The 25,967-nt window shown below is 62.8% G+C and carries 23 protein-coding genes; 9 read left to right on the top strand and 14 right to left on the bottom strand.

Translation table 11 applies throughout. The annotated features are described in order from the left end of the window. Positions 1 to 14 precede the first annotated feature (14 nt). Complete coding sequence (locus DEO45_RS00275; RefSeq protein ID WP_007512189.1) at positions 15 to 224, bottom strand: cold-shock protein; 210 nt, start codon at positions 222 to 224, stop codon at positions 15 to 17. A gap of 236 nt (positions 225 to 460) precedes the next feature. Here DEO45_RS00275 and xth point away from each other — a divergent pair, with 236 nt between their 5' ends. The 3 genes from xth to DEO45_RS00260 all read left to right on the top strand — a co-directional run bounded on the left by xth (position 461) and on the right by DEO45_RS00260 (position 2,926). Next, a complete protein-coding gene (xth, locus tag DEO45_RS00270; protein WP_114340327.1) occupies positions 461 to 1,228 on the top strand; it encodes an exodeoxyribonuclease III in 768 nt (255 codons plus the stop codon). Positions 1,229 to 1,233: 5 nt separating this feature from the next. Further along, complete coding sequence (locus DEO45_RS00265) at positions 1,234 to 1,911, top strand: YecA family protein (protein ID WP_114340326.1); 678 nt, start codon at positions 1,234 to 1,236, stop codon at positions 1,909 to 1,911. Positions 1,912 to 2,092: 181 nt separating this feature from the next. After that, the gene (locus DEO45_RS00260; RefSeq protein ID WP_114340325.1) at positions 2,093 to 2,926 is read left to right on the top strand and encodes a pirin family protein; all 834 of its coding nucleotides are present in this window, start codon (positions 2,093 to 2,095) and stop codon (positions 2,924 to 2,926) included. 126 nt (positions 2,927 to 3,052) lie between these two features. Here the strand turns inward: DEO45_RS00260 and DEO45_RS00255 are convergent, their stop codons facing one another. The 7 genes from DEO45_RS00255 to DEO45_RS00225 form a co-directional block, all read right to left on the bottom strand. Continuing rightward, positions 3,053 to 3,874 carry a carbohydrate ABC transporter permease gene (locus DEO45_RS00255; protein ID WP_114340324.1) on the bottom strand — a complete coding sequence of 274 codons (822 nt, stop codon included), beginning with the start codon at positions 3,872 to 3,874 and terminating at the stop codon, positions 3,053 to 3,055. Then, on the bottom strand, positions 3,871 to 4,749 hold the full coding sequence (locus DEO45_RS00250; RefSeq protein WP_114340323.1) for a carbohydrate ABC transporter permease: 879 nt from the start codon (positions 4,747 to 4,749) through the stop codon (positions 3,871 to 3,873). Before DEO45_RS00250 ends, DEO45_RS00255 begins: the two co-directional genes overlap by 4 nt. Next, positions 4,746 to 6,062 carry a sugar ABC transporter substrate-binding protein gene (locus tag DEO45_RS00245; protein WP_114340322.1) on the bottom strand — a complete coding sequence of 439 codons (1,317 nt, stop codon included), beginning with the start codon at positions 6,060 to 6,062 and terminating at the stop codon, positions 4,746 to 4,748. The genes DEO45_RS00250 and DEO45_RS00245 overlap by 4 nt, the downstream gene beginning before the upstream one ends. Next, positions 6,059 to 7,522, bottom strand: coding sequence for a glucoamylase family protein (locus tag DEO45_RS00240; RefSeq protein WP_114340321.1), 1,464 nt, complete (start codon positions 7,520 to 7,522; stop codon positions 6,059 to 6,061). Before DEO45_RS00240 ends, DEO45_RS00245 begins: the two co-directional genes overlap by 4 nt. 73 nt (positions 7,523 to 7,595) lie before the next feature. Beyond that, positions 7,596 to 9,116 carry a tryptophan halogenase family protein gene (locus DEO45_RS00235; RefSeq protein ID WP_114340320.1) on the bottom strand — a complete coding sequence of 507 codons (1,521 nt, stop codon included), beginning with the start codon at positions 9,114 to 9,116 and terminating at the stop codon, positions 7,596 to 7,598. A 101-nt stretch (positions 9,117 to 9,217) separates the two neighbouring features. Beyond that, on the bottom strand, positions 9,218 to 12,229 hold the full coding sequence (locus tag DEO45_RS00230) for a TonB-dependent receptor (RefSeq protein WP_114340319.1): 3,012 nt from the start codon (positions 12,227 to 12,229) through the stop codon (positions 9,218 to 9,220). Between the two features lie 53 nt (positions 12,230 to 12,282). Beyond that, positions 12,283 to 13,311, bottom strand: coding sequence for a LacI family DNA-binding transcriptional regulator (locus tag DEO45_RS00225; protein WP_114340318.1), 1,029 nt, complete (start codon positions 13,309 to 13,311; stop codon positions 12,283 to 12,285). An 815-nt stretch (positions 13,312 to 14,126) separates the two neighbouring features. Here DEO45_RS00225 and DEO45_RS00220 point away from each other — a divergent pair. Further along, positions 14,127 to 14,582 (top strand): helix-turn-helix domain-containing protein, encoded by a 456-nt coding sequence (locus tag DEO45_RS00220; protein ID WP_114340453.1) that lies wholly within the window; start codon positions 14,127 to 14,129, stop codon positions 14,580 to 14,582. A gap of 3 nt (positions 14,583 to 14,585) precedes the next feature. After that, positions 14,586 to 15,149 (top strand): PIN domain-containing protein, encoded by a 564-nt coding sequence (locus DEO45_RS00215; protein ID WP_114340317.1) that lies wholly within the window; start codon positions 14,586 to 14,588, stop codon positions 15,147 to 15,149. Between the two features lie 303 nt (positions 15,150 to 15,452). Here the strand turns inward: DEO45_RS00215 and DEO45_RS00205 are convergent, their stop codons facing one another. After that, a complete protein-coding gene (locus DEO45_RS00205) occupies positions 15,453 to 15,992 on the bottom strand; it encodes a hypothetical protein (RefSeq protein WP_114340316.1) in 540 nt (179 codons plus the stop codon). Positions 15,993 to 16,864: 872 nt separating this feature from the next. Between DEO45_RS00205 and DEO45_RS16405 the strand changes: the two genes are divergently transcribed. Continuing rightward, positions 16,865 to 17,188, top strand: a complete 324-nt coding sequence (locus tag DEO45_RS16405) for a hypothetical protein (RefSeq protein WP_147269656.1) — start codon at positions 16,865 to 16,867, stop codon at positions 17,186 to 17,188. A 66-nt stretch (positions 17,189 to 17,254) separates the two neighbouring features. On the opposite strand, the gene DEO45_RS00195 is transcribed toward DEO45_RS16405, so the two are convergent. From DEO45_RS00195 to DEO45_RS00185, 3 genes are all read right to left on the bottom strand, one after another. Further along, entirely contained in the window at positions 17,255 to 19,345 is a 2,091-nt protein-coding gene (locus tag DEO45_RS00195; RefSeq protein WP_114340314.1) for an ATP-binding protein, read from the bottom strand. Positions 19,346 to 20,474: 1,129 nt separating this feature from the next. Next, the gene (locus DEO45_RS00190; RefSeq protein WP_114340313.1) at positions 20,475 to 21,266 is read right to left on the bottom strand and encodes an ImmA/IrrE family metallo-endopeptidase; all 792 of its coding nucleotides are present in this window, start codon (positions 21,264 to 21,266) and stop codon (positions 20,475 to 20,477) included. Next, positions 21,266 to 21,583: a helix-turn-helix domain-containing protein gene (locus DEO45_RS00185; RefSeq protein ID WP_189339641.1), complete on the bottom strand. Its 318-nt coding sequence runs from the start codon at positions 21,581 to 21,583 to the stop codon at positions 21,266 to 21,268. The genes DEO45_RS00190 and DEO45_RS00185 overlap by 1 nt, the downstream gene beginning before the upstream one ends. A gap of 106 nt (positions 21,584 to 21,689) precedes the next feature. Here DEO45_RS00185 and DEO45_RS00180 point away from each other — a divergent pair, with 106 nt between their 5' ends. Genes DEO45_RS00180 through DEO45_RS16815 form a run of 3 tightly spaced genes read left to right on the top strand, consistent with a single transcriptional unit; the run spans position 21,690 to position 24,099 of the window. Then, positions 21,690 to 22,394 carry a multiubiquitin domain-containing protein gene (locus tag DEO45_RS00180; protein ID WP_114340311.1) on the top strand — a complete coding sequence of 235 codons (705 nt, stop codon included), beginning with the start codon at positions 21,690 to 21,692 and terminating at the stop codon, positions 22,392 to 22,394. Continuing rightward, positions 22,394 to 23,770 (top strand): ThiF family adenylyltransferase, encoded by a 1,377-nt coding sequence (locus DEO45_RS00175; RefSeq protein ID WP_114340310.1) that lies wholly within the window; start codon positions 22,394 to 22,396, stop codon positions 23,768 to 23,770. The genes DEO45_RS00180 and DEO45_RS00175 overlap by 1 nt, the downstream gene beginning before the upstream one ends. Continuing rightward, positions 23,767 to 24,099 (top strand): DUF6527 family protein, encoded by a 333-nt coding sequence (locus DEO45_RS16815; protein WP_223250722.1) that lies wholly within the window; start codon positions 23,767 to 23,769, stop codon positions 24,097 to 24,099. Before DEO45_RS00175 ends, DEO45_RS16815 begins: the two co-directional genes overlap by 4 nt. 56 nt (positions 24,100 to 24,155) lie before the next feature. Here DEO45_RS16815 and DEO45_RS00170 read toward each other — a convergent pair whose 3' ends face one another. Together DEO45_RS00170 and DEO45_RS00165 are read right to left on the bottom strand one after the other, a co-directional pair. Further along, positions 24,156 to 25,079 (bottom strand): plasmid partitioning protein RepB C-terminal domain-containing protein, encoded by a 924-nt coding sequence (locus DEO45_RS00170; protein ID WP_114340309.1) that lies wholly within the window; start codon positions 25,077 to 25,079, stop codon positions 24,156 to 24,158. Next, the gene (locus DEO45_RS00165) at positions 25,076 to 25,957 is read right to left on the bottom strand and encodes a plasmid partitioning protein RepB C-terminal domain-containing protein (RefSeq protein WP_114340308.1); all 882 of its coding nucleotides are present in this window, start codon (positions 25,955 to 25,957) and stop codon (positions 25,076 to 25,078) included. The genes DEO45_RS00170 and DEO45_RS00165 overlap by 4 nt, the downstream gene beginning before the upstream one ends. Positions 25,958 to 25,967 lie beyond the last annotated feature (10 nt).

Here is a 25,967-nt window from a genome sequence, read left to right as displayed (position 1 = left end):
GAAGTCCGAGGGACTCAGACCGCCTGGACTTCCTCAGCCTGCAGGCCCTTCTGGCCCTTGGTGACGATGAACGTGACGCGCTGACCTTCCTGCAGGGACTTGAAGCCCGTGCCCTGGATCGCGCGGAAATGCACGAACAGGTCATCACCGCTTTCCGGGGTGATGAAGCCAAAACCCTTGGCGTCGTTGAACCACTTGACTGTACCGCTCTGACGATCCGACATGTAACTTTACCTTTGAAGCATGGATGTGTTTGCGCTCCGGTGCGCGAAGGCACGGCCCGCAATAGGAGCAAAAATAGGAGTCTCCTCGGATTCTTGCTCGCGCAGCATACACTGGAATACGCGCTTTCGGTGGTTTTCCCATAGCTTCCGTTCATCTTGCGCTACCGCCCGGCCGGATCCGCCGCCCGCCCCGCCCGTGCCGCAGTGGTCGCCGGTGCATCCCGTACAATGCCGCCATGAAGATCGCCTCGTGGAACGTCAATTCGCTGAAGGTGCGCCTGCCGCAGCTGACCCAGTGGCTGGCCGAGGCGCAGCCGGACGTGGTGGCGCTGCAGGAAACCAAGCTGGAGGACGCGAAATTCCCGCGCGACGAGCTGGCCGCGGCCGGCTACCGCGCGGTGTATTCGGGCCAGAAAACCTACAACGGCGTGGCGATCCTGGCCCGCGACGAGCTCAGCGACGTGGTCACCGACATCCCCGGCCTGGATGACCCGCAGCGGCGCATCCTGGCCGCCACCGTCGGCCATTTGCGCGTGGTCGACCTGTACGTAGTCAACGGCAAGGGGGTCGGCGACGAGAAGTACGCGTACAAGCTGGACTGGCTGGCGAAAGTGCGCGAGTTCCTGGCGCGCGAGCTGGAACGCCACCCGAACCTGGTGGTGCTGGGCGACTTCAACATCTGCCCGGACGACCGCGACGTCTACGATCCGGTCGCCTGGGGCGAGGACATCCTGTGCTCGCCACCGGAGCGCGACGCGCTGAAGGCGATCACCCGCCTCGGCCTGCACGACAGCTTCCGGCTGTTCCAGCCGGAAGCCGGGCACTACAGCTGGTGGGACTACCGGCAGGCCGCATTCCGCCGCAACATGGGCCTGCGCATCGACCTGATCCTGATCGGCGAAGCCCTGAAATCCGCCGCCACCGCGGCAGCGATCGACCGCGAGCCGCGCCGCTGGGAACGCCCCTCCGACCACACGCCGGTGACGCTGGAACTGGATATCTGACTGAAATGACCTCGAAGACCGAATGGCCCAGCTCGCTGGACGACAACGAACTGGACGAGCTGGACCGCTACCTGCGCGCGCACACCGGCGAAGGCGACCTGTTGCTGGACGGCGTGCATGGCCTGCTTTCGGCGCTGGCGGTCGGCCCGCTGCTGGTGCTGCCGGACGAATGGCTGCCCGAGGTGCTGCACGAGCCGTTCACCGACGAGGACGAAGGCAACCGGGTGCTGGCGCTGCTGGCCAAGCTCAACGATTCGATCATCGCCGAACTCGAGGTCGACGCCTACGAGCCGATCCTCGGCGAGGTCGAGATGGAAGGTGGCCCGATGCTGTCCGCCGCCGGCTGGTGCGAAGGCTTCAGCCGCGGCATCGACCTGCGCGCCGGGCTGTGGGAGAGCCGGCTGGCCGAGGATCCGCAGCTGATGGAACTGCTCGGCCCGGTGATGGCGCTGGCGGTGGACGAAGGCATCCTCAGCGCCGACGCCGAATTCGAAAAGCTCAGCGACGACGAGTACGACGAATGCCTGGCCCAGGTGCCCGCCGTGCTCGGCGCGGTGAACCAGTACTGGCAGGCCAAGCCGGCCACCGAGGCGGAAGTCGAGGCGATGGTGCACCAGCAGCAGCCCGACCCCGGCGACGACGGCAACCCGCCGCGCCAGCGCAGCGGGCACTGGGTGCACTGAAGGCAGGAGAGCGGGAAGAGGCGTGGGACGCGAGAGAAGGCCGGAGCGCCTTGCTCTCGCCCCTGTCTCCATAGCTCTCGCGGACTGTCGCGCCGGCAGAACGATCCGTTCCTGCCGTGGCGCTTGGATAACACCGGTCGCGCGATCATCTTGGTGCCATTCCATCCACCGGAGTCCTGCCATGAGCGACCGCTATATCACCCGCCGCATCCGCGGCATCGACACCGCCGACGGTGCCGGCGTGAAGCTGAAGCGCATCATCGGCCAGCCCGGGCTGGACATGCTCGACCCGTTCCTGCTGCTGGACGAATTCCGCTCCGACAGCGCCGACGACTACATCGCCGGCTTCCCGGAGCACCCGCATCGCGGCTTCGAAACGGTCACCTACATGCTGGCCGGGCACATGCAGCACGGCGACAACCACGGCAACCGCGGCGACCTCACCCCGGGCAGCGTGCAGTGGATGACCGCCGGCCGCGGCATCCTGCACTCGGAGATGCCGCAGCAGGAGAACGGCCTGATGTGGGGCTTCCAGCTGTGGGTGAACCTGCCGGCGAAGGACAAGATGACCGCGCCGCGCTACCAGGACCTCGGGCCGGAACGGATCCCGGTGGTGCACCCGGCCGAGGGCGTCGAGGTGAAAGTGATCGCCGGCGAACTGGCCGGCGCCACCGGCCCGGTCGAGGGTGTCGTCACCGCGCCGGTGTACCTGGACGTCAGCCTGCAACCCGGCGCGCAATTGACGCTGGATCTGCCGGCCGGTCATCACGGCTTCGCCTACGTGTTCGACGGCGAGTCGGCGCTGGTCGGCGGCGAGCAGTTGCGCCGCAGCGAACTGGGCGTGCTCTCCGAAGACGGCCAGCTGCAGCTGGCCGGCGGCGACCAGCCGGCACGATTGCTGGTGGTCGCCGGCAAGCCGCTGAACGAAAGCGTGGCGCGCTACGGGCCATTCGTGATGAACACTCCGGAGCAGATCCACCAGGCGATCGCCGACTTCCGCGCCGGCAAGTTCTGAGATCGCCGACCGTGCAGGAGCCCGCAAGCGGGCTCCTGCCGGACGATATGCAGCGTGGCGGCCCGGCTGCACGGACGCCGCCACGGCGCCAGCAACGAAACCGGACGCGGAACGCGGTGCCTGGGTTCAGCCCTTCACGCTGCCCAGCAGCAGCCCTTGCAGGTAGTAGCGCTGCAGCGACAGGAACAGCAGCAGCACCGGCAGCACGGTGACCACCGAGCCGGCCATCATCAGCTCGCTGTCCTGCGCGTGCTCGCGCGCCAGTGAGGCGAGCCCGATCGGCAGCGTGTAGTGCTCCTGCCCGGTCAGCACGATCAGCGGCCACATGAAGTCGTTCCACGCGGCGAGGAAGCTGAAGATCGCCAGCGTCGCGATGATCGGCTTCAGCAGCGGCAGCACGATCCGCACGAAGATGCGCCATTCGCCGGCACCGTCGATGCGCGCCGCCTCCAGCAGCTCGTCGGGAATGCCGCGCGCGTACTGGCGCACCAGGAAGATGCCGAATACGGCGGCCATCCCCGGCATCACCACGCCGGCATAGCTGTTGACCAACCCCGCGTACTTCAGCAGCAGGAACAGCGGCAGCATGGCCACCTGGGTGGGGATCATCAGCGCGCCCAGCAGCGCGCGGAACAGCCGCTCGCGGCCGGCGAAGCGCAGCTTGGCGAAGGCGTAGCCGGCCATCAGGTTGAACACCAGCGAGAGCGCCGTGATCGCGCCGGACACCAGCACACTGTTGAGCAGGTAGCGGCCCATGCCGGCGCGCAGGAACAGCTCGCGGTAGTTGGCCCAGCCGGGATGCGCCGGCAGCAGCGGCGGCGGCAGCGCGCCGGCCTCGCCCGGCGCCATGAACGACACCGACAGCATCCACAGCAGCGGGAACAGCGCGACCACCGCGCCGCCGAGCAGCAGCCCGTTGACCAGCGCCTTCGCCAGCCTCGGGTTCATGGCTCCTCTCCGTGGCGCGACAGCTTCAGCATCAGCGCGGTCACCGCGAACATGATCACGAACAGCAGGAACGCCACCGCCGAGGCCGAGCCGAGGTTCCACCATTTGAAGCCCTCGTCGTACATCAGGTACAGCACGCTCACCGTGCTCTGCAGCGGGCCGCCCTCGGTCATCACGTAGGGCTCGGCGAACAGCTGGAAATAGCCTGACACGGTGAGGATGCCGACCATCAGCAGGGTCGGTTTCAGCATCGGCAGGGTGATGTGGCGGAACTGCCGCCAGGCCGAGGCGCCATCGATGCGCGCGGCTTCGTACAGCTCCGGCGGGATCGCCTGCAGCCCGGCCAGGAAGATGACCATGTTGTAGCCGAAGTTCTTCCACACCGCGAACAGGATGATCGTCGGCATCGCCCAGTGCGGATCGCCCAGCCAGTCGACCGGGTGCACGCCGACCAGGCCCAGCACGTAGTTCGCCATGCCGTACCGGGTGTTGAACAGGTAGCGCCAGATCACCGCCACCGCCACCACCGTGGTCACCACCGGGGCGAACAGCGCGGTGCGGAACAGCGGCTTGCAGCGCGCCAGCGGCGAGTTGAGCAGCATCGCCGCACCCAGCGAGGCGCCCATCGACAACGGCACGCCCACCGCCACGAAATACACCGTGTGGCCCAGCGCCGACCAGAACAGCGGGCGGTGCAGCAGCTCCCAGTAGTTGCCCAGCGCCACGAAGCGCAGGTTGTGCAGGTCGGCCAAGGCGTAGAGGTCGTAGTCGGTGAGGCTGAGCACCAGTGCGCCCAGCACCGGCAGCAGGAAGAACACGCCCAGCACCAGCAGCGCCGGGGCGAGGAACAGCCAGGCGGCGCGCGGCGGGTTCATGGCGGATGCTCCCGGGTCGGGGCGGGTACCGCATGGTCGAGCACCCAGCGGCGCTTGGCCAGGATCGCGTCGGCCCGGCGGTCGATCTCGGCGGCGGCCTGGTCGATGGTCAGCCGGCCGGCGATCGCCTCGGCGGCGACCAGCTGCATCTCGTTGGCGATGCGCTCCCATTCCGGCACCGCCGGCGCGGGCCTGACGTGCTCGAGCTGTTCGCGGAACGCGCGCAGCTTCGGGTCGTCGCGCAGCGCACCGTCCTGCCACGAACTGCGCCGCGGCGGCAGGTCGCCGAGCAGGGCGTAGAAGCGCTGCTGCACCGCCGGTTGCGACAGGTACTCGATCAGCTGCCAGGCGGCATCCTTGTGCTTCGAGGCGCGGAAGATCACCAGGCTGGAACCACCGGCCACGCCGATGCCGGCGGTGCGCGGACCGGGCAGCGGCGCGGTGGCCCAGTCGTCCTGCTGCGCCGCCGGCAGGCGTGAACGGAACTCGCCGATGTTCCACGGCCCGGACAGGTAGAACGCATACACGCCGCGGCCGAATTCCGTCCACGGGTTGCCGGCCTCGACGTTGCTGATCGGCGGCGCCTGCTGCAGCCGGAACGTGTCGACATAGAACGCCAGTGCATGCTTGAAGCCGGCGCTCTCGAAGTTGCCGTAGCGGTCGCCGTCGCGCAGCAGCGGGTCGGGTTGCTGCAGCGCCAGCGACATCAGCTGCTCGTACTCGTTGGTCGGCAGCAGGATGGCGTAGCGGTGCCGCGGCGGGTCGCTCAGCGCGGCAAGCTGGCGCCGCCACTCCTCCCAGTTGCGCGGCGGGGCACGGAAACCAGCCTGCCGGAGCAGGTCGCGACGGTAGAACAGCAGCCGGGTGTCGACGTACCACGGCACGCCGAGCAGCGTGCCGTCGATCACGTTGGTGGCCCAGATGCTCGTGAAATAGTCGTCCGGCCGCACCACCGCGGAGCGATCCACGCGTGCCTGCAGCGGTTCCAGCGCGTGCAGCGCCGCCAGCTCGGGCAGCCAGGTGTTGCCGAGCTGGCTCAAATCCGGCGTGGAGCCGCCGGCGAAGGCGGTGAGCAGCTTCTGGTGCGCTGCGGTCAGCGGCAGCTGCTGCACCTTCACCTGGATGCCCGGGTGCGCGCGCTCGAACGCCGGCAGCAGCTGGACGATCGCCTCGCCTTCGCGGCCGATCGTCCAGAACGTGAGCTCCTGCCCTGGTGGCGCCGGTGCGCAGCCCCCCAGCCACGCGCCGCACAGGGCGGCGGCGGCCAGCCACCGGCCGCGCCGCAATCGCTGCGGACGCGTGCCCGCCGTCATCTTTCCGCGGCCCCCGCGCCCAGCCAGCCGCCTTCGAAGCCGGCGCGCTCGAGCCCCTTGCGGATGTACGGATTCTTCTTCATCACGTTCCACACGAAGCCGTTGCGCCAGTTCTCGATCATCAGCACGATCGGGCCCTGGTCGATGCCCAGCTGCAGGCTGTCGACCCAGCCCAGCCCGGGCACCAGTTTGCCGGTGCGCAGCGTGGTGGGCGTGTGGAAGCTGAGGTTGAAGGCGTCGACGAAGCCGTAGTCGTCATAGATGTATTTGCCGTAGCGTTGCTTCATGGTCGTCAGCGCGGGGATCACGATCTCCGGCGCGAACGCGATCGAGCCGGCGGCCGCGGTCGGCGCGATGGTGCCGTCGTCGGTGATGTAGTCGAGCCCGGCGCCGCGCGCGGTGTAGCCGTGGAACGTGCGCTCGCCGTCGGCGCCTTTCACGACCAGGCCGCCGGGGCCGTTGCTGGCGGTGAGGCCCCATACGTTGGCGCCGTAGCCGGTCCAGTGGCCGGGGTTGGCGATCGCGTAGCTGCGCTGCGCGTAGGTGGCGCGGCGGCTGTTCTCGAAATAGTCGAGATCGTGCTCGCGGCTCCAGGCGTCGCGGATGCCGCGGAAGTCGACCCAGCTCTGGCTGTACTGGTGGCCGAACATCGGCGCGAAGTTGAGGAAGGTCTGGCCCTGGAAGGTACCCCAGGTAAGGTGGTTGGTGGACAGCCACGCCGTCCACGCGTCCGGCCCGACCGGGTGGGTCGGCGAGCCCAGCGCGAGGATGTAGACCAGCATGCCCTCGTTGTAGCCCTTCCAGTCGACCGGGATGAACCGGCCGCCCGGTGTCCAGCCCATGCTGATCAGCGGCCGGCGCGGCTGCATCCACGGCCAGTCGACGCGGCGGTAGATGGTGTCGGCGAGCTGGCGGATCTCGCGCTCCTGCGGCGTGTCGCGGTCGTAGTACGACTGCGCGAACAGCACGCCGCCGAGCAGCAGGGTGGTATCCACGCTGGACAGCTCGGTCCAGCGCGCGAAGCGCTTGCCGCTGTGCATGTCGAGGAAGTGGTAGAAGAAGCCGTGGTAGCCGCTGGCGTCGTCCTCGCTGCCGTTCTGCGGCGCATCGGCGAAGAAGCGCAGCGTCTTCAGGGTGCGTTCGACCGCCTGCTCGCGCGTGATGTAGTGACGCTCGACGCCGATGCCGTACGTGGTCAGGCCGAAACCCACCGCGGCGATCGAGGAGAACGACTGGCTCGGCCAGGAGTCGGGCACCAGCCCGTTCTGCGGATTGCCGCTCTGCCAGAACCAGTCGAAGCTGCGCCGCTGGAGATCGTCGACCAGCGCCTGCTGCCGGGCCGGCAGCTCGGTATAGCCGGGGCTCGGTTGCCGCGCCGCAGCGGGCGCCTGCCAGCCGGCACCGAACGCGAGCAGGGCGGTGAGGGCGACGGCGCGCAGGATACGAAAAGACTTGGACATGCTGAAACGCTCTCTCTTGCGGGGGAGGTATCGGACGCGACCCCGGCGCGGTCTCCGGGACGCCGAGGGTGCCTCAGGCGACCATGGCCGGTGCCGTGCAGCAGCGGTCGATGAAGGCCTGGTGCGCCGGCATCACCTCGACGCAGCTGGCGACCACGTGGCTGACGCTGGCCATGAACCCGGCCAGCTCCGCGTCGGGCATCTGGTCGACCAGCGGGTGGTAGCCCTGCGGTGCGATGCGCTGACCCAGCATCACCTGTACCCAGCTCGGGGTAGCGAACATCTCCTCGCCGTCACGGAAGAAGCGGCCGCTGTCACGGAACAGGCGGATGTTGTCCGCCAGCTGCGGTGGGATCGACATCGTGCGGCACTGGTTCCAGAACGGCGTGTCGTCGCGTTCGGTGGCGTGGTAGTGCAGGATCAGGAAATCGCGGATGTGCTCGTACTCGAAGCGCGACTGCGCGTTGTAGCGTTCGGTCAGCACCGGGCTGAAATCGCGCCGCGGGAACAGGTTGAGCAGGCGCGCGATGGCGGACTGGATCATGTAGATGCTGGTCGATTCCAGCGGTTCCAGGAAGCCGCCGGCCAGGCCCAGCGCGACCACGTTGCGGTTCCAGGCCTGCCGCCGCACGCCGGTGGTGAAGCGCAGCAGCCGCGGTTCGCCCATCGGCGCGCCGTCGAGGTGGCCGAGCAGGGTGGCGGCGGCCTCATCGTCGCTGACGTGGGCGCTGGAATACACATAGCCGTTGCCGGTGCGGTGCTGCAGCGGGATGCGCCACTGCCAGCCCGCCGGCCGTGCCGACGCGCGGGTGTACGGCGTCGGCGGGCCGACCTTCTCGCAGGCCACTGCCAGCGCGCGGTCGCATGGCAGCCAGTGGCTGAAATCGAGGTAGCCGGTGTGCAGCGCCTGCTCGATCAGCAGGCCGCGGAAACCGGAGCAGTCGATGAACAGTTCGCCCTCGATGCGTTCGCCGTTTTCCAGCACGATCGCCTCGACGAAGCCGTCGCCTGCCCGCAGTACGGTCTGCGCCACCTTGCCTTCGGTGCGGCGCACGCCGCGCTGCTCGGCGTAGCTGCGCAGGAAGCGCGCGTAGCGGCCGGCATCGAAATGGTAGGCGTAGGCGACGTTGGCCAGCGGCGAGCCCGGCGGCGCGTCGCTGGCCGACGGCATGAAGCGGCCGCGCGGCGCGGCCACCGTGTTCAGCGAGTACGCGCCGATCTCGTCCGCCTTGCCGGACTGGCGCGCCTTGATCCAGTACTGGTGGAACGGCAGCAGGCCGACGTCGTGGCCGATCGTGCCGAAGCCGTGCACGTAGCTGTCGCCGAGCCGGCCCCAGTCGTTGAACTGCACGCCGAGCTTGAACGTGCCCTGGGTGTTCCGCACGAACTCGACGTCGTCGATGCCGAGCAGGTTGTTGAACAGCTTGAGGTGCGGCACGGTACCCTCGCCCACGCCGACCGTGCCGATCTCCTCCGACTCCACCAGGCGGATCGAACAGCCGGCGTCGAGGACCTTGGCGAAGGCGGCGGCGGCCATCCAGCCGGCAGTGCCGCCGCCGACGATGACGATGTTCCTGATGCGCGGATCGGTCATGGGAACCTGTGATGGGGTCGGGTGGAAAAAGCAAAGCCCGCGAGGGGAGCGGGCTTTGCGGTGCTGCCTCTATCGTCGCCTCGATGCCATCGGATGTGGCGTCAGAACTTCATGCCGATCGTGAGCTTGAGCGTGCGCGGCACGAAGGTGATGTTGCCGGTCGGGTTGTACATCACGGGGTTCGGGTTCGCCACACCGTTGGAGCCCCAGTTGGCCAGGATGTCCGTGTAGTTCCTGAAGTTGAAGACGTTGAGCACGTCGAAGCGGCCGTAGAGCTTGAGGCCGTGGCCAAGGTCGAAGTCCTTGGTTGCCTGGAAGTCGATGTCGCGGTAACCGAACACCTTGCCGCCGACCAGGAACTTGCCGTTGCCTCCCGGCGTGGCCGCCATCGGAATGCAGCCGCTGCCGTTTGGATAGGTCACGCCGTAGCAGGCGATGTCGTTGAACGGGATCGGCGTAGCCAGGGTCAGCTTGGCCGACAGCGTGATGCCCCACGGCACGTCGATCGTGCCGGTGGCGACGAAGCGGTGCCGGGCGGCGGCGTTGGAATCGACGAATGGGTACTGGTGGATCGTCGCCTCGTCGAACGAGTAGTGCTCGTTGATGTCCCGGTTCTGCTTCGCCCGCGTGTAGGTGTAGGCGAACGTGGTGCCCCAGCCGGATTCCTTCGTGTACGGCTTCTCCGCCGACAGCAGCAGCTGGGTGGTGCGCGTCGCGATGCCGTTGTTGCCGATGATCAACGGGCCGAAGCCCGGCACGCCGTTGCCCCACGGCTGGCTGCCGTTCTTGAAGAACGCGCCGTCCGGATAGCGGTTGCCCAGGGTGAACGCGAAGCCGTCGTGGCTGAGGATGCGCGAAATCGCCGCGCTGGTGTTCCAGTCGCCGATCTTGTTGCGCATGCCGAGGCTGAACTGGTCGGAATACGGCGCCTTCAGGTGGTTGTTGATCGCATCCACTTCCTGGCCGGTGTTGCTGGAGGCGACCAGCGCCTGCAGCGCGCCGAGATTGTTCTGGTACTTCGGGTCCCAGGCGAAGCAGGGCGTACCGTTGTTGTGGCACAGCCCGGTGGCGGGATCCTGGAAATACACGGTGAGCTGCGGCAGCGCCGACTTGGTCTGCTCCAGTTGCAGGTAGTCGTACAGGTCGCGGTCGTAGGCGCGGCCGGCGCCGCCGAAGATCACGTGCTGCTGGTCGGCGTCGAGGTCGTAGGAGAAGCCCAGTCGCGGCTGGATCTCGCCCTTGTAACCCTTGCGGTTGTGGCCGTTGCTGATGTAGTCGTTGACGTTCACGCCGCCCAGCGCAAGGGCCTGGGCGTAGGTCTGCCCGGCCGGCGCGCTCGGATCGGGGTTCGGGCCGTTGAGCGCCGCCAGCACGTTGGCCGGTGTGACGTAGTTGAGGTAGGACGGGTTCTTCTCGTAATCCCAGCGCACGCCGAGGTTCAGCGTGAGCTTGTCGTTGACCGCCCAGTCGTCCTGGATATACGTGCCGAACTGCTTGTCGCTCGACCTGGCCACCGGGCTCAGGCCGGGTACCGGGTTGGGGAAGAACACCTTGTACGGCGTCGCCGCAGTGCCGGTCGGATCGACGTTGTAGGTGAACTGCGGGTTGCTGTTGCCGGCATCCTGCGCGTTCAGGTCCACCTTCTTGTACTTCACGCCCATCTTGATGACGTGGTCGCCGTACCAGCTGAGGTCGTTGAGCGTCAGGTCGTCCTGGATCGCCGGACCCTTCTGGCCTTTCTTCTGCGTCGCCAGCGCGTTCGCCGAACCGGTGATCAGGATCGTGGCGTCCTGCTGCGGCGCCCAGGTGTAGGCCGCGCCGTCGGCGAAATGCAGCGGGGTCGGGTTGTTGTAGGCGTTCTCGTGGGTGAACAGGAGTTCGTTGAAGTACGAGTCGCCGCTGTGCTGCCAGCGCGCCGCGATGCGCGTGTCGCGGTTGATCGCGTCGATGCCGGCGGAGGCGGCGGTCTGGTTGCCGATGTTGTCGTACTGGCCTTCCTTGCGCAGCTGCGCGCTCAGCTCGAAGCGGTCGCGGTCGGTCGGCTCCCAGTCGATCTTGCCGAAGTAGAGATCCTCGTTGAACGGCAGGCTGGCCGGGCCCAGCTGCGCGGAGGCGCTGGCCGGCAGGAACGCGGCCGTGCCGGTGACGCCCGGCGTCACCGTGATCGGCGTGTCGAACTTCTTCGCCTCATAGGTGAAGAAGAAATGCATCTGGTCCTTGATGATCGGGCCGCCGATCGCGAAGCCGTACTCCTTCTCGTGCGACTTGGTCTTCTTGCCCGCGTCATTTTCCGAAGGCGTGCGCGCGCGCATCGAGTCGTTGGTGTAGGTGCCGAACACCTCGCCGTGGAACTCGTTGGTGCCGGACTTGGTGTCGGCGGTGACCGCGGCGCTGGAGATCTGGTCGTACTCGGCCTTGTAGTTCGAGGTGATCACCTTGTATTCGCCGATCGCCAGCTGCGGGAACGGATTGCCCTGGCTGGCGAACTGGCCGCTGACGCCGCCTTCCTTGACGTAGCTCTTCTGGCCCACGCCGTCGATGTAGACGTTGACCGAGCTGTTGTTCTGCGCGCCGCCGCGCAGCGAGGTGTGGCCGGAGGAGTCGACGTTGAACACCATGCCCGGCACGGTGTCGGCGAACTCCAGGAAGTTGCGCGAAACCTGCGGGATCGTGTTGATCTGGTGCAGCGAAATCGTCGAGCCCATCTCGGAAGTCTTCACCTCCGTCAGCGTGGCTGCGCTGACCGTGACGCCGGAAAGCGTGGTCGCGTTCGCCGTCGACACGGCCGGTGCCGCGGCGCTCAGGTCCAGCGTGGCGGTCGAGGCGACCGTCAGGGTGACCGTGCGTGCGGTGCCCGGCCCGGCGTCGACCTGGTAGGTGCCAGGCGGCAGGCCGACCAGCGTGTAGCCGCCGTCGGCGCCGGCCGTGGTGCGCCGGGTGCTGCCGGTGGCGACGTTGCGCGCGGTGATCGTGGCGCTGGCCGCGGCCTTGCCGCGCAGGTTGGCGTCGGAGGTCTGTGCCCACGACAGCATCGGCGCGCCAGCCACCGCGATCACCGTGGCGTTGATCAGGCTTGCGAGCAGCTTCTTTCTGAGTTGCATTGGTGTGTTCATGTTTTCCCTCCCATACCGGATGACCGATTCCCCGAGTTGATGCAGCTTTTTCTTCAAATACCTTGTCTGGACGACGCTTGTTGCTCGCCGCCGCAAGTGGCGCGAATGACGATCTCGCAGGCGAGCGTGTGGCTGGATGGCGTGGCGTGCCTGGAGTCTTCCAGCAGCGCAGCCAGTTGTTCGAGCGCGCTGCGGCCGAGGTCGGCGATGCGCACGCGCACCGTGCTGAGCGGCGGGGTGACGTAACGCGCGATCGGAATGTCGTCGAAGCCGGCCAGCGCGATGTCGCCCGGCACGTCCACGCCGGCCTCCTTGAACGCGTACAGGCAACCCACCGCCATCATGTCGTTGGCGGCGAACACGGCCTGCGGCCGCGGTTTGCGTGCCAGCAACTGTTGCCCGGCGCGGTAGCCGGCCTCTTCGCTGAAATCGCCCGCCACCACGTCCAGCGGCGCATGCGGCGCGTACTTCGCCATCGCGGCGCGGTAGCCGAGTTCGCGCTGCTGCGCATCGAAGTTGTCGGCGGGGCCGGCGATGAAGGTCACGCCGGAGTGGCCGGCCTGCAGCAGGTGCCGCACCATCGCGTAGGCACCGCCATGGTTGTCGATGTTGAGCACCGAGTGCGCGTTGCTTTTCACCGCGCTGTTGAGCAGCACGGCGGGCACGCTGGCGGGAAGGTTGCTGCGCAGGAAGGCGGCGTCGACATGGTTGGACAGGATCAGCATGCCGTCGACCCGGCCCTGCATCGCGCGCAGGGCGGTGGCGGCATCCGCGGCCCCGTCGTGCGAACTGGAGACCAGCAGGTGCAGGCCGCGCGCGCGGGCGGCCTGGTCGATGCCGCGGATCAGCTCCGAGAAGAATTCGCCGTGCAGATCCGGCAACAGTGCCCCGATGGTATGCGTGCGCCGGGTGATCAGGCTGCGGGCCGCTGCATGCGGCACGTAGCTCAGGCGGGCGGCCACGTCGCGGATGCGCTGACCGGTTTCGGCGGTGACGCCGCCACCGCCGTTCAGCGCGCGCGACACCGAGGCTACGGAAACGCCGGCCTCGCGCGCCACGTCTTTGATCGTCACTGCCGCCATGTGAGTTGCCCCGAGTGCTGAACTCCGCCGCGGCAACAACGTAATCGTTTTCATCAAGGCTTGTAAAGCATCCGCTAAGAACGCTTCTGTTGCGTTGCGGAACGTTTATGCAAACGTTTTCATGGATGGGCCGGGCAAGCGGCTGGCCGGGCGGAAAACGCGTGGTCGGATCGGATGGATCGCGTTATGGCAATGCAGCAAGCCGCGGGGAGCGCTGGCGTCGAAGCGGAGTCAAGAAACGGTGTCGGCGCCCCAAATTGATGTCAGCTCGTATAAGGCCATGACTGAAAACTATATTTTGTGCCGAGCAACGGATCGTACGGACGCCAACTGACGCCAATAAGCTCCCAATTGTTGCCAACTGACGCCAATTAGCACCTATTGACGCTCCGCCAGCCATGAGGGATCGCTACGCGGGATCAGCTCAAGTGAGTGGCCCCTCTGGTTGCCTCAATCAGACACCGGGCCCGTTCCCGCGCACAAAACAGCCAGCCCATGCCCCGCAAGGGGGCTTTTTTTGGGGGTTTGCCCAGCGTAACAATTTGTTACGCCCCACGAGAAGTCACGCGAAAGCGAACGCTAGCTAAGCTAGCCACGAAAAATACTGCCGTCGTTTTCGTGACGTTTATTTCGGTTGTTGCGCTTATTTCGGATATGTTCCAAAATCTTCCACGTGGAAAACGAGCTCCTAAATTCGATGCTCGTATTCGACGATGAAAGTGGCACTGAGAATTCAACAGCGAATTCAAACAGCACGCCAATGACGTTTCTTGCACGTGATAGAACACATGCACTCCCTGCCCAGGAGGCAAGCCATGACTGCCGCACGCCAAATGCTCCCGCCGGATCTGCCGACCCCGGAAGAAATCCAACTCGCTCGCACAAGTAGTCGCCAAATTGCCGCTCTCTTAGGGCAAGGCGATACCGCACGCCTGCGCGTGCACAACGGCGAGGAGACCATTGATGTTCCCGTCTCAGCCCTGCGACTTCTGGCCGACATCCTCGTTTTTATGGGCGAGGGCAAGGCGGTCAATATCATGCCGTCCAATGCTGCTCTGACAACGCAGACGGCTGCCGATTTCCTCAACGTATCGCGCCCCTACCTAGTCGGCCTTCTGGAAAAAGGCGAGATCCCGTTCCACACGGCCGGTACCCATCGCCGGGTCTATTTCCAGGATGCCCTGGCATACAAAGAGCAGCGCGATGCTGAAAGCCATCAGGCGCTCGAAGAATTGGCCGCCCAAGCCCAAGAATTGGGAATGGGCTACTGACGGATGGCGTACACCGCTCTGTTCGATGCCTGCGTTCTTTATCCAGCGCCCCTGCGCGACCTCCTGATACGGACGGCTCGCACAGGGGCTTTTCGTGCCCGTTGGACTGAACGCATCCACGACGAATGGATTCGCTCACTTATAGAAGACCGCCCAGAGCTGGCTCAGAAACTGGCACGAACCCGGGAGCTGATAAACAAAGCCATTCCCGACTGCCTCATCACTGGCTATGAACCGCTCGAAGCTGGCTTAGAGCTGCCTGATAAAGACGATCGACACGTGCTCGCGAGCGCGATCTGTGGCCGCGCCGACGTGATCGTGACGTACAACCTCAAGGATTTTCCGGCTGAGTGCCTAAAGCCCTACGGGGTAGAAGCGCAACATCCGGACGAATTTCTGCGGTACTTGTTCGACCTTCACCAGCCTGCGCTCTTGTCTGCGGTACGGTCGCAACGGACGTCGCTAAAGAACCCACCGCAATCCGCGCGCCAGTTGTTGGACACTTTTCTGGAGCAGCGACTTGTGGCGACCGTTGCTGTCCTCGAACCGATGATCGAATTGCTGTAGTGGCACACCGATTCCCGTCCCGAGCATGCCCATGCGACAGCCAACCATGCATACCGGATACCGCGGAAACATCACCGCGTCCAACCTGGTTGCTCGACCACCCCATTCCATTGAGTAGGTCATCACCATCATCCTTGCCGGTCCCGAACAATTGGAAACCGGCTGCTGGGATGGCGGGGATCTGCGCCGGGATTACTACATGGTGCGCACCAGCCAGGGACAATGCGCCCAAGTATTCTGCGCGCCGGCCGAACCCGGGCGCTGAATGCTCCATGGGTTGTTCAGTTGAAGCCTATACAGCCCTTATTCTGGTCCGACCATCGCCGGGAATAACACCGAATCACGCGAGGGCGAGTAGCGAGCACCCTGTCTCGCGGCCTTCGTGAGCTGTTCTGCCGACCAACCCGTCCGGGTCAGCTGCGCCACGATCTCCGGCGAGAGCTCAACCGCGTCGTTCTGCTCAATCACTTGGTCGATCGTCCGCTCGACCGGCTGCACGGAATGCAGCAGCTTGCGCAACTGCTCGACTGGGTAGCCACCGATGGTGCGCCGACCTATCAGCGGGTGGTCGAGGTCGACCGAGAAGAACTCGCCGAGCAACTCGTACGAGCCTTCCCACTGAATCTCCAGGCGTTCAGATGTCTCGCGCACGGTCGACGACTGCCGTTCGCCGCGCCATACAAGGCATACCGCTCTATGACCTAAGGGATCAAGCAGCCACGCATCGCCGATGCCGCTGGCGAACAGCATGAAGGGCTGGGATGTCGAGGTCTCGCTGTCAGTACCGACGATGAGCGCGTGGCCAGACAACTCGGACTGCACGATCTTCTCGACGGTTCCCATCAGGGAACGATCGGCGGAGACGCCTTCGGTCTCTCGGAAACACAGGGTGACGTGGTGCCAATGCTCATAGCCCACACTGGGGCGGAGCCATTGAACGCCTCATTGGGACAATGATGGGGCGATTGCGCATGCTCCCCGGCGCTACGCAGCGAGACGTGCGAGCAAAAGATGGTCAAGACGTTGAACGAAGGGCCTGTTTTACTCTGTCCGAATTTCGGCAATGGCTGGTCACGGAAATCACAGCTCACTACCACCAGGTAGTACATCGCGGTAGCCTATCGCGGCATCCCGAATCGAAAGAGGTGTGGGATACGCTGACCACCTTTGAGCGGGCATGCCTTACATACGAGGCGTACCGTTCACCGGGAAATGCACCGACGCAAGCCGCCCATGACCTTGGCGCCATCTGTCGGCTGCTGGTATTGGTACTTCGTCGAGCTGGAAATCCGAATGAGTTTCGTTGGATCGCGCGTGATCTCTGCCCTGACTTCTTTGAACGTAGTTATCTGTGCTTCAACCGCAACGCGTTGCCCCGAACAACGAGGCAGCTGGCATGGCGGCGCGGAGTGCGATGTTTGAGCGACATGCCCACTCGTCGGGCCGCGCTATGGGTTGTTGCGCATACGTTCTCAAGACTATCGCCGCGAACCAGACTGCGGCACGGCGGGTGCGCTCCCCCTGGACATTGCCCAGGCTGGTTGGAATCCATGTCGAGGGTCATCGGTTCGAGAGAGCAGGTCAAGGACGCGCTACAAGATCAACCGTCCCGTCACTTGCTGGAGCCCAGACATTATTCATCAGTCGATGGGCCCCCGCCGCACTATTGGTGAAACGCACACATTTAGCTGAATTCACCCTTGGAGGTTGAGGACATGCATAAGAAGGTCCGACTATCTAAATCAGATGAAGCGCTGATTCCTGACGACCCCACGGAATCATCCCCTGGCCGTACGCTGGATCGCGTTCATGCGGCCTTGCGTGGTGAATTCGATGCCGACCAATTGGAGCCTGACGAGGCCCGTATTTTTGCAGATCTCTGGGGCATCTACATGGCAGGTCCGAACCCAGAGCGCGATGCTTTTGTGGCCAAGATGCACACCGATGGTGGCTATGTTGGAGAAGATGATCAGGGCAGACTTGTCCGCACGCTTCCTGGAGGCGGCGTAGAACTCGTAGATAATTCGACCAACGTCTGAGGACATCGGGTCGACGCGACATGCCGTCGGTGGGTGCGACCTATTGTGCCGGTCCCCGCGACGGCTTCAGTGAGACACGGGCGCCAACGGTTTGCGTTTCCGGACTGTTTTGCGTACAGCACCAGCCGATAGAAGGGCGCTTTCGTCCAAGCCGCCAGACAGTGCATGCACCAGTTGATCCATGCTTGTGCCTTCGAGCTCTGCGCGCTTGAGCCGCAGGTGCTTGAGCAAATATTCGTTGGTGAGCTCGAAACCCGCGAGGATGGTCTCCCAATTCAGGACGAAGACGGTGAACCGCTCATCCTGGCGGATTAGGCCGGGTACACCTCGGTCCGCAACCTGCTTCAGGCGCGACCGAATTTCCGTGTCAGCCGACGAGATTTTCCGACCAACGAGAACCAGCTCGACGCGCGTTTGCTCGGCCGCAAACTCAGGGTCGCCCTCGATGATCCGGATGTAATCGTCGACCTGACGAAGGTGCCGGTAATTGAGCGCAACCCCGGGTCGCTTGATTTCGATAATGACCCAGCGGTTTTGCATCCGGCCGAGTGAATCCGGCATTGGAAGCTTGCGAACCAGAAAGAGGTCGGGCTGGCGTTGCGACACTTCGACCGTCGCATCATCCTCGACGTCTTCGCCAGTAACGTTATCGATTTCGCGAATCTTGCTCCTCAACCTGCGCGCGATTTCAGTGAACGTAGTCTCCTCGGCCCCCAGGGTCTCAAACTGGGGGCCGAACAGCCAAGTGTTCAGTTCAATGATTTTCTGCAAGTCCGGCGTCTCTCGAACTTCCTTATAGTGGACCCGCATGAGCTGCCGGATTTGATCAACCGCCGTCTGCCGTTTCTGCAGGGCCTCGATGGTCCCGACAATGCTGTCGAAGGTAGTTCGTTCAAGGTGCGATGCGAGCCGCTTTACTGCCCCGGCATCGAGGTCGAGGACGCCCTTCAGCACATCGAAGATGGCGTCATTTTCATTTGAAACCGATAGGCGGTCCAGAAGCCGGATGAGCACGCTCCGCTGCTTTTTGGGAAGAGGGCCAAAAAGGCTAGGGTCGGCAACATACACCGTACGCACGATGTGCCGGATGTTGCGTGAGCGCCACTCTGCGTCAATTTCGGGCAGTTCACTGAAGTCGGGGAACGAGCCTTCGCTTTCGTATTTCCGGATCTCACGCTCAACGTGCTCACGCAGAAATGCCTCGTACACCTCTCGGACCTTGCCGACGACCAGGCGGTCGACTGCTTTCCAGGTCTTCGATTCAGCTGTGGCCGCATCGGGGTTTAACAGGTCCTGTTCCGGTGCGAATGAATCCGCCCAAGGCGACTGGATGTAGACGCTGACGAAGAACCCGGGTTTGTTGTTATGGGAACTCAGCTTGTGGAAGACCGTCTTGCCTGACGAGTTCTGTAGGTAGACATAGGACTTTTCCGAAGCAAGACGCTCGTGCCATCGAATGATGCGGACCCGAAAATCATCACCATCGACCAAAATCGAGCTGTCGATGAGCTCATGAGCTGGGGCCGACACCGGCGTGCCGTCATAGGTCAGGTGACGGTCCGGGTTGAGCAGGAGGTACCAGCCAAACTCGGTTGACAGCAGCTTGAGCATGTCTTTCGGTTCGGGCAGCGCTGCACGGACAGGATCCAGTAAGACCCTCGTCCCCGACCCGGTTGCCACCATTCCGTGCGACTGCCCGGCCTCCCATGTGTCGCCGGAGAACCGTTCCAGGTTGGCACCCGTGACCACGATAGTCGCGGCTCTCCCCTTGTGCTGGGTATACCAGGTTGCCCGGTCAGCCAGCCGGTGGAACGCGAGGCGCCCCCTTCCGTTGAAGCCATGGAGGGTGACATCTTCCTGCTTGGCCGATTCATTAAACCGGCCGAAGTTATCGTCGATATTGGCGACGTCGATGCCTTCTCCGTCGTCGATGACTGAGACCGAGCTCAGCTGCTCGAGGTCGTTGTAGGCGAGCTCCACTTCAACGTGGGGCGCCTGGGCGTCAAAGCCGTTCCAAACGAGCTCAATGACCGCCTGCGGCGGCTCGGTCCGCACGAAGTGCTTCTTGATTCCCGCGACGCCAATTTGCGTCGTACCCTGGAAGTTGGCCACCACCGCTCTCCTTGTCTGGTTCCCTGCTCGGTCGCCGACGCGCATTGCATTTTCCTTCGATGACGTGAAGCACCATCATCTCCCTCCCGCCACTCAAGCCCTGAGACACGGTAGCGTCATATTACTTCTTGCGGCTGTCCCGACGAACTATCCGTTACCGCAGCTCTTGGCTGCCGCCGGCCTGCACCCAGCTGCACTAGATGTCGTGCGCGTTGGGGCCTGCATACCAGCCGCACAAGCGAAGCAATGACTGCTATAGGTGGTGGACATCCCGAGATTGCCGCTTGGCCACCGATGTCGCCTTCGGGTAGGAAGCGGAGGCTAGCAGCGTGTCAGCCCCGACAGCACAACGTCTGCCTTCGCTGTCGATAACAAACATCCCCAGTTTGCCGACGACTGCAATTTCGCTGAAACACACCATCTGCCATAAGCAGATCCTCCTTCTCAGTGGCTCGGCATCTGGTCTTCCACGCTGAAAAGGACGCTAGCTGATGAAAACATGTCGCTGAGTTGGCCGGTCGATTCACCCAATGGGTAGAGGCGCATCTGGTCAATAACCGCCAAAAAGTGCGCAGCCCAGTCGCCCCCAACGAGAATCGATCTCATCCGAGGTCTTGCGCTGAAGCAGGCTACATCGCCCGTAAATCCTCGTGTCTTCCGACCGATCTGGTCCTACCGGTGGCTTAGAGAGGGAGCTGGCAGGTCTTATGCTTCGGCGTTTAGTAAGGCGGCCAAGTACCAGCTGACACGTTTTAGGTTCGCTGACACTTTTAAGGTCCCTACTGACATCAATAAGGACCGCCGATGTCGGCGATGCCAGTTCCTGTCAGTGGTTCTAACTCCTTGAATCATCTCAATTGCTTGCGAGCTCTTGCTCAGGAATAAGACCTAAACTGACGCCATCTAGCATCGATTTGTCGCGAACTGACATCATTTGGTGGGAGTTTTGGTGCGTGAACCCATGCCCCAGGAACGGGCGTCACGTGCTGCAATCCAAGATTGGGTGAACCCTTTTGCAAGCCCCCAGCGCAGGGCTTTTGTTCGCGCCGTCACGCGCATACCCGTTGCCGGCCCGCTTCGGCCAGTCGCTGGCCGAAGCGGAATTCGCAGTCAAAGCGCGGTGCGCTGAAACAGGCTATCCGCTCGCGAGCATCTCCACGCCCAGTTAGAGCGTTCAGTCGTCCTCTTCGTTCTTGTCCCACTCCCAAGGGCGTCGCTCGTCAGGGGTGTCGACAACCCAGAGACTTGCGTCGTAACTCGGCATGTCGACCCCAGAAATGCGCAGTGTTTCTCCGAGGCGGGCGGCGGCAGCCGTTCCGAATATCTCTTCAGTGTTGTAGCGAAGTGGCTCTTCACTCGCCACCAATGCATCTATCCATGGTTGCCCCCGCGGCACTCGCCAGCGAAAACGATTCGTGGGCCACCACCACTTGAGTTGCCCCGACGTCACATAAGCCAGTGCAAAAGCCTTGGACGAAGATTCTCGTAACCGTAGGGCTGTCGCTGTGAGTGACGTCCCGTACCTCAAAGCGAGCGATTTCACTAAGCCGATCGAAGGCAGCGCGTTGCTTGAGTGCGACCGAAAATCGTCAATAGGCATCAACAACGTCATGGCGAACTCGTTCGCCTCTTGCTCGATATTGGCCGGATGCGGTGCCGTGTCTAAGAGGTTGTCGACCGTGCAGCGAAGCTCTGCTCGGTTGCGATGCAAGGAAAAATGACCCAGTTCGTGCGCGCCGGTAAACGCACGGCGGCCCTGATCCTGGATGCGGCTATTGATAACAATGGCGCTCTTCTTGCCAGCCGTGAGCATGGCGCCTTCGATGCCCTGGCCCAAATCGTCTTCATGAACCTGGACGCCCAGGCCACGCGCAACAAAGAACGGATCAACAGGAAACCATTGCTCCGGAGGGATGGCCTCGCGGAGCACCTTTGTGAGTTGGTTAGCCGCAGCGCGTGGCCGCACTAGTCATCCTTCAGCAGTCTCAAGATCCCTTGAAGCTTCGACTTCGTGGGTTCGTCCAGGCTTTGATAGTTGCGAAAAAACACTGCGTCGGCTGGAGCTTCCGTGATCTCGCCACGCATCAAAGTCTCCACGGTGGTCTGCAGTTCCTCCGCCAACTTCATGACCAACTCGGCCGACGGCCGGATATCCGGGTTCGTCTCAAGTTCTGAGATATAGCCCTTTGATGATCCAACTCGCTTGGCCAGCTCCTCTTGATTGAGCTTGGCCCCGGTGCGGGCGGCCTTCAACCGCACTCCAAATGTAGAAAGTTCGCTCAAGCATGACTCCAGGTATTGCTATGGCATGATTTCAGGCGTATGGTTCGCCATAACCGGATTTCGAATCCGGCCACAGCCGATTCTACTCAATTGGGAGTAAACCGCAATGAACACTTCGGAACATCCAGAAATCATTGATATTGCTGAATATGCAGCGGCGGACAAGCACCCGCCCAAGGGGCACCGGTACCGTTTCTTCCTGGATAAGGCCCCCTACATCTCCGATCAAGCCGTTCTGACCGGCAGGGAAATCCTGGCCTTCGCTGGGCTCGATCCGCAGCACTACGACCTCTTTAAGGCCAGTCGCGGAGGACGTCGCGACCCCATTGCAGCCGACCAATCCGTGGATCTGGCGGAACCCGGCACGGAACGATTCTTCACCATGAAGAACGAACACAGCAACGGGGATGGCCAAGAGGCCTTGGCGTTCAAGCTCCCCGCAGAAGACCTCGCCTACCTTCGTGACGCCAGCCTGGAATGGGAGGTGTTCCTCGATGCGGAACAGCGGTGGCTTCTGATCCGCAACTGGCCGCTTCCTGTCGGCCTGGTTCCCGGCCACGCCGACATTGCGTTGCGCATCGATCCCAACTACCCAATGTCGCAAATCGACATGGCGTACTTCCTGCCGCCCTTGAGCCACGCCCAGGGATGGGCGATCCCCAGCCTGGCGACCATTCAGGTCCGCGGGCAAGCCTGGCAACAGTGGTCGCGTCACCGCCCCTCAAACGGGTGGCGCCCGGGTATCGATTGCCTGGAAACCCATCTCGCCTACGTGGATCACTTTCTTGCCCGCGCGGCGGGAGGCCAGTAATGCGACTTTCGTTGCGAATGACTGAAGAGCAACATCAGCAGCTGCTGGCACATCTGCACCCTGGCGATGGAAAGGAGGCGGCGGCCTGGCTTCTTTGTGGCCGCCGTCGCGACGACGATCGAGGCATCTTGTGCGCACGTGCCGTGTTTCCGATCAGCCATGAGGCGACTTCACGAAAGCCGCATCAAGTGACTTGGCGGATCGACAGTTTGCATCCCTTACTTGAGGCGGCGCAGGGCCTGGATTCCCCAGCGATCGTGCACTTTCACAGCCATCCGGCCGGGGCAAACGCGTTTTCACGTGTCGATGACGAGAGCGACCGTGTCCTCCACGCCGATCTGGCCAAGATCTACGAAGACGGCCTTCCCATGGCGAGCGCGGTCATGCTACCGAATGGAGAGATTTTTGGGCGCACCTGGTCCTCTGGGGTGTTTGAACCGCTCGACGGGATCTTCGTCATCGGCGACCGAATCCGGCGTTTCTCCGCCCAGGAACACGATGTCCTGAAAGCGCTGCACGCCAGCCATCGCCAAGCACTTGGGGGCGGCACAACGGCACTGCTGGGCAAGTTGCGCATCGCTGTCGTCGGCTGCTCCGGCACGGGAAGCATCGTTATTGAGTTGCTTGCACGACTTGGTGTGAAGGAGCTGATCCTCATCGATCCCGACCATGTGGAGGACCGAAACCTCAATCGCATCGTCAATTCGACGTGGGCTGACGCGCGGATGGGTACGCCGAAGGTAGAGGCTCTGGCACGGAAAATCCTATCCAATCTCGGGACCGATGCTCCGCGGATCATTCCGGAGCACGGTACGCTCGCGGAAGCTTGGCGTGTCGCGGCCACGGCGGACATCGTGTTTGGTTGTACGGATAGCGCGGAAGCCCGAATGCATCTCGACAGGCTATGTCATTACTACGTCATGCCCTATATCGACGTCGGGGTAGATCTTCGAGCGGATGAGCATGATGGGATTCGCTATGCGGGTATGGCGGTCCACTACCTTCGCCCCGGTGGCGACAGCCTGCTTTCACGTCGAGGCTATCGGATGTCGGTGGTCGAGGCCGAAACGCTCCGTCGGACCAATCCCGAACTCTATGCGGAGCGCGTCAAGACCGGCTACATCGAAGGTGTTGAAGAAGAGAGGCCGGCGGTAATCTCCATCAACATGCAGGGAGCCAGCATGGCGGTAAACGAATTGCTTGCGAGGTTGCACGGTTTTCGTGCGGGATCGCCGGATGAACATGCCTTCCGACGCGTCAATTTGGTCGAAGAGTTTCAGACGACCAGCGTCGCCAATGGCCCGTGCCCGGTGATGAGCCCATTATGTGGACTCGGTGACGCCACACCACCTCTAGGACTGGCGGGGCTTACATGACGATTTGGCAATCGCTTCGTCGCAAAGGGCTGAACATCTTCACTGGCTGGTTCCCCTACAAGGGGGTTGACTGTCCCGATGACGAACTACCGAAGCACCTCGCTCGGGGACGGGTATATGTTTTGGGTACGCCCGCTTGGCGAGTCGCGTTTCTTTGCCCCTGCGGCTGCAAGGAGATGGTTGAGCTTTGTCTCCTCAAACAGTACAGACCTCATTGGACAGCGTCTGTCGATAACGAAGGGAAAGTATCTTTGTCGCCGTCAGTCTGGAAGAAGGTCGGTTGCCGATCTCACTACTTTATGCGGAACGGTCAAATCATCTGGGTTTGATCTATCGACGTCATGATCGCCTTTGGGCAAGTGGTGAGCGGTCCGCGAACCTCCGGTTAGCGATAGGTCTCGCCAACTACCTTTGCCAGTGAATCGATCTCCGCGATTTCCTGAAATTCCGCCAGATACTCAGGTTCGTGAAGCTCAAGCCAGGCTAACACTCGACTATTCTTCAGTAGCTTAGCGAGGTAGCTCTTCGCGATGGTGAGCTGAAGATTGTCCTCGCCATATGCTTCCTCGGCGTATCGCGTACGGTTCTGTGCGGCCTCAAGTTCTCGTTCTAGCCGTGCAATTTGCTCTCGCGAAATATCCTGGCCCTGCTTGTCTCGCCGAGGCTTCACCAACTGCTCATCATGCGTGGCCGCGAGAATCGCCTTAATAAACGGTGTTGTGTAGTTCCGCTGCCCCGTCATCAACTCAGCAGCTTCCAATTGCCGCATTGGCTTCATACGCTTAAGTTGATCGAATACCGCCATGGGACATGGTTTGTCGGAGAGCTGCTCGATTGCTTCGCGGCAAATGCCATCGAGCAATCGAAATCGGCGACGAATGGAGCCAAGTTCCATATCCAGCGCCTTTGCAATCTTTTCCTCGGGGACGCCGCGCTCAACGGCACGCACGATCATCCTGTGCTCTTGGATCGAGGCTAGGCGGCTGATTCGCTTGTTGTACGTATAGCTCTCGTCGTCCGTTGATATCAGGCATTCGACCTCCTTCCATCCGAGCTCCTTGATAATTTCAAGACGCAACAGGCCGTCCAGCAAAAAGTAGCTGCCATCCTTGTCTGGGTTGGGCACGACTACCAGGCATTCGACAAGGCCAATAGCATGAATTGATGCGGCAATCTGCCTGTATTTCTGGCTCTGTTTCGTTGTGGGTCGAAGCGCTTTCAGCGGAAGAATCGCGGATAGCGGTATGACGCGGGTGTCGAGCTCAAACCCCACGTGCATGTCATATCTTGGGTCATATGCATCGCTCATTGGATTGCGCCTCGTGCCATACGCCGTTCGAGCGGTCCAGGAATCGTTTCCATGTGCTCTTCGCGTAGCACTGCGACGAAATCAGGGCTCTGGAGCAGGATCTGCATTGCCTGAATGACGAAAAGCAGACGTTTCTGTGTGAAATCTGCCTTTCGTAGCAGCAGTTGCTGCTTACCCACTTCCCGCTGATAGATGCGGCGAAGATTCTCTGAAGACAATTTTCGACTGCCCCTTCGTCCATAAGACGAATGTCGTTCGTTCTTGCCACGCAGCGCACGCTGCTCTAGCAGGCGGCGCAATACTGGAAGCTTCCTTCCACGAACCACTCCCTGGGTATATGCATCCGCCAGAGCCTCTTGGATACCGGCGTCATCGCTTCGCGCGATAGTTACAGCCAGACTGATGGGAATTAGTCCGGTTTCAACGGCGGCTACCAATCGCTCTTCGCCGTTCTCCAGCAAATTGAGAAGCATGCTTACCCATGATGCGGTGACGCCGAGCTTCTGACCGATCTGTGTTTCGTTGTATCCGCGTTGATGGAGGCTCTCGATTTCCCGCATCAATTCAATGGCGGGGTGCTGACGCCTGGCAATGTTCTCCACCAAGCTCATTACCAAACAATCTTCTTCGTTGGCCGTGATGACTATCGCCGGCACCTCAGTTCTTCCGAGCCACCGGTAGGCCTCCAGTCGCCCTTGGCCGCAAACGAGGTCGTATTCAAGGTCCCCTTCGGCAACGGCCTTCCGGCTGACGGTGATGGGACGCTTCAAACCGATCCGATCAATGTTCTCCACGATTTCACGGTACTGTCGCTGATTTCGGGCTCTTGGATTAAGCACCTGAACGTGGTTGACTGGAATCATCTCGATAGTTCGCATATCGCATCTC

The sequence above is a fragment of the Rhodanobacter denitrificans genome, from assembly GCF_003335105.1.
In the GTDB taxonomy this organism is placed as follows: domain Bacteria; phylum Pseudomonadota; class Gammaproteobacteria; order Xanthomonadales; family Rhodanobacteraceae; genus Rhodanobacter; species Rhodanobacter denitrificans_A.
This window is presented reverse-complemented; position numbering and strand designations above follow the sequence as displayed.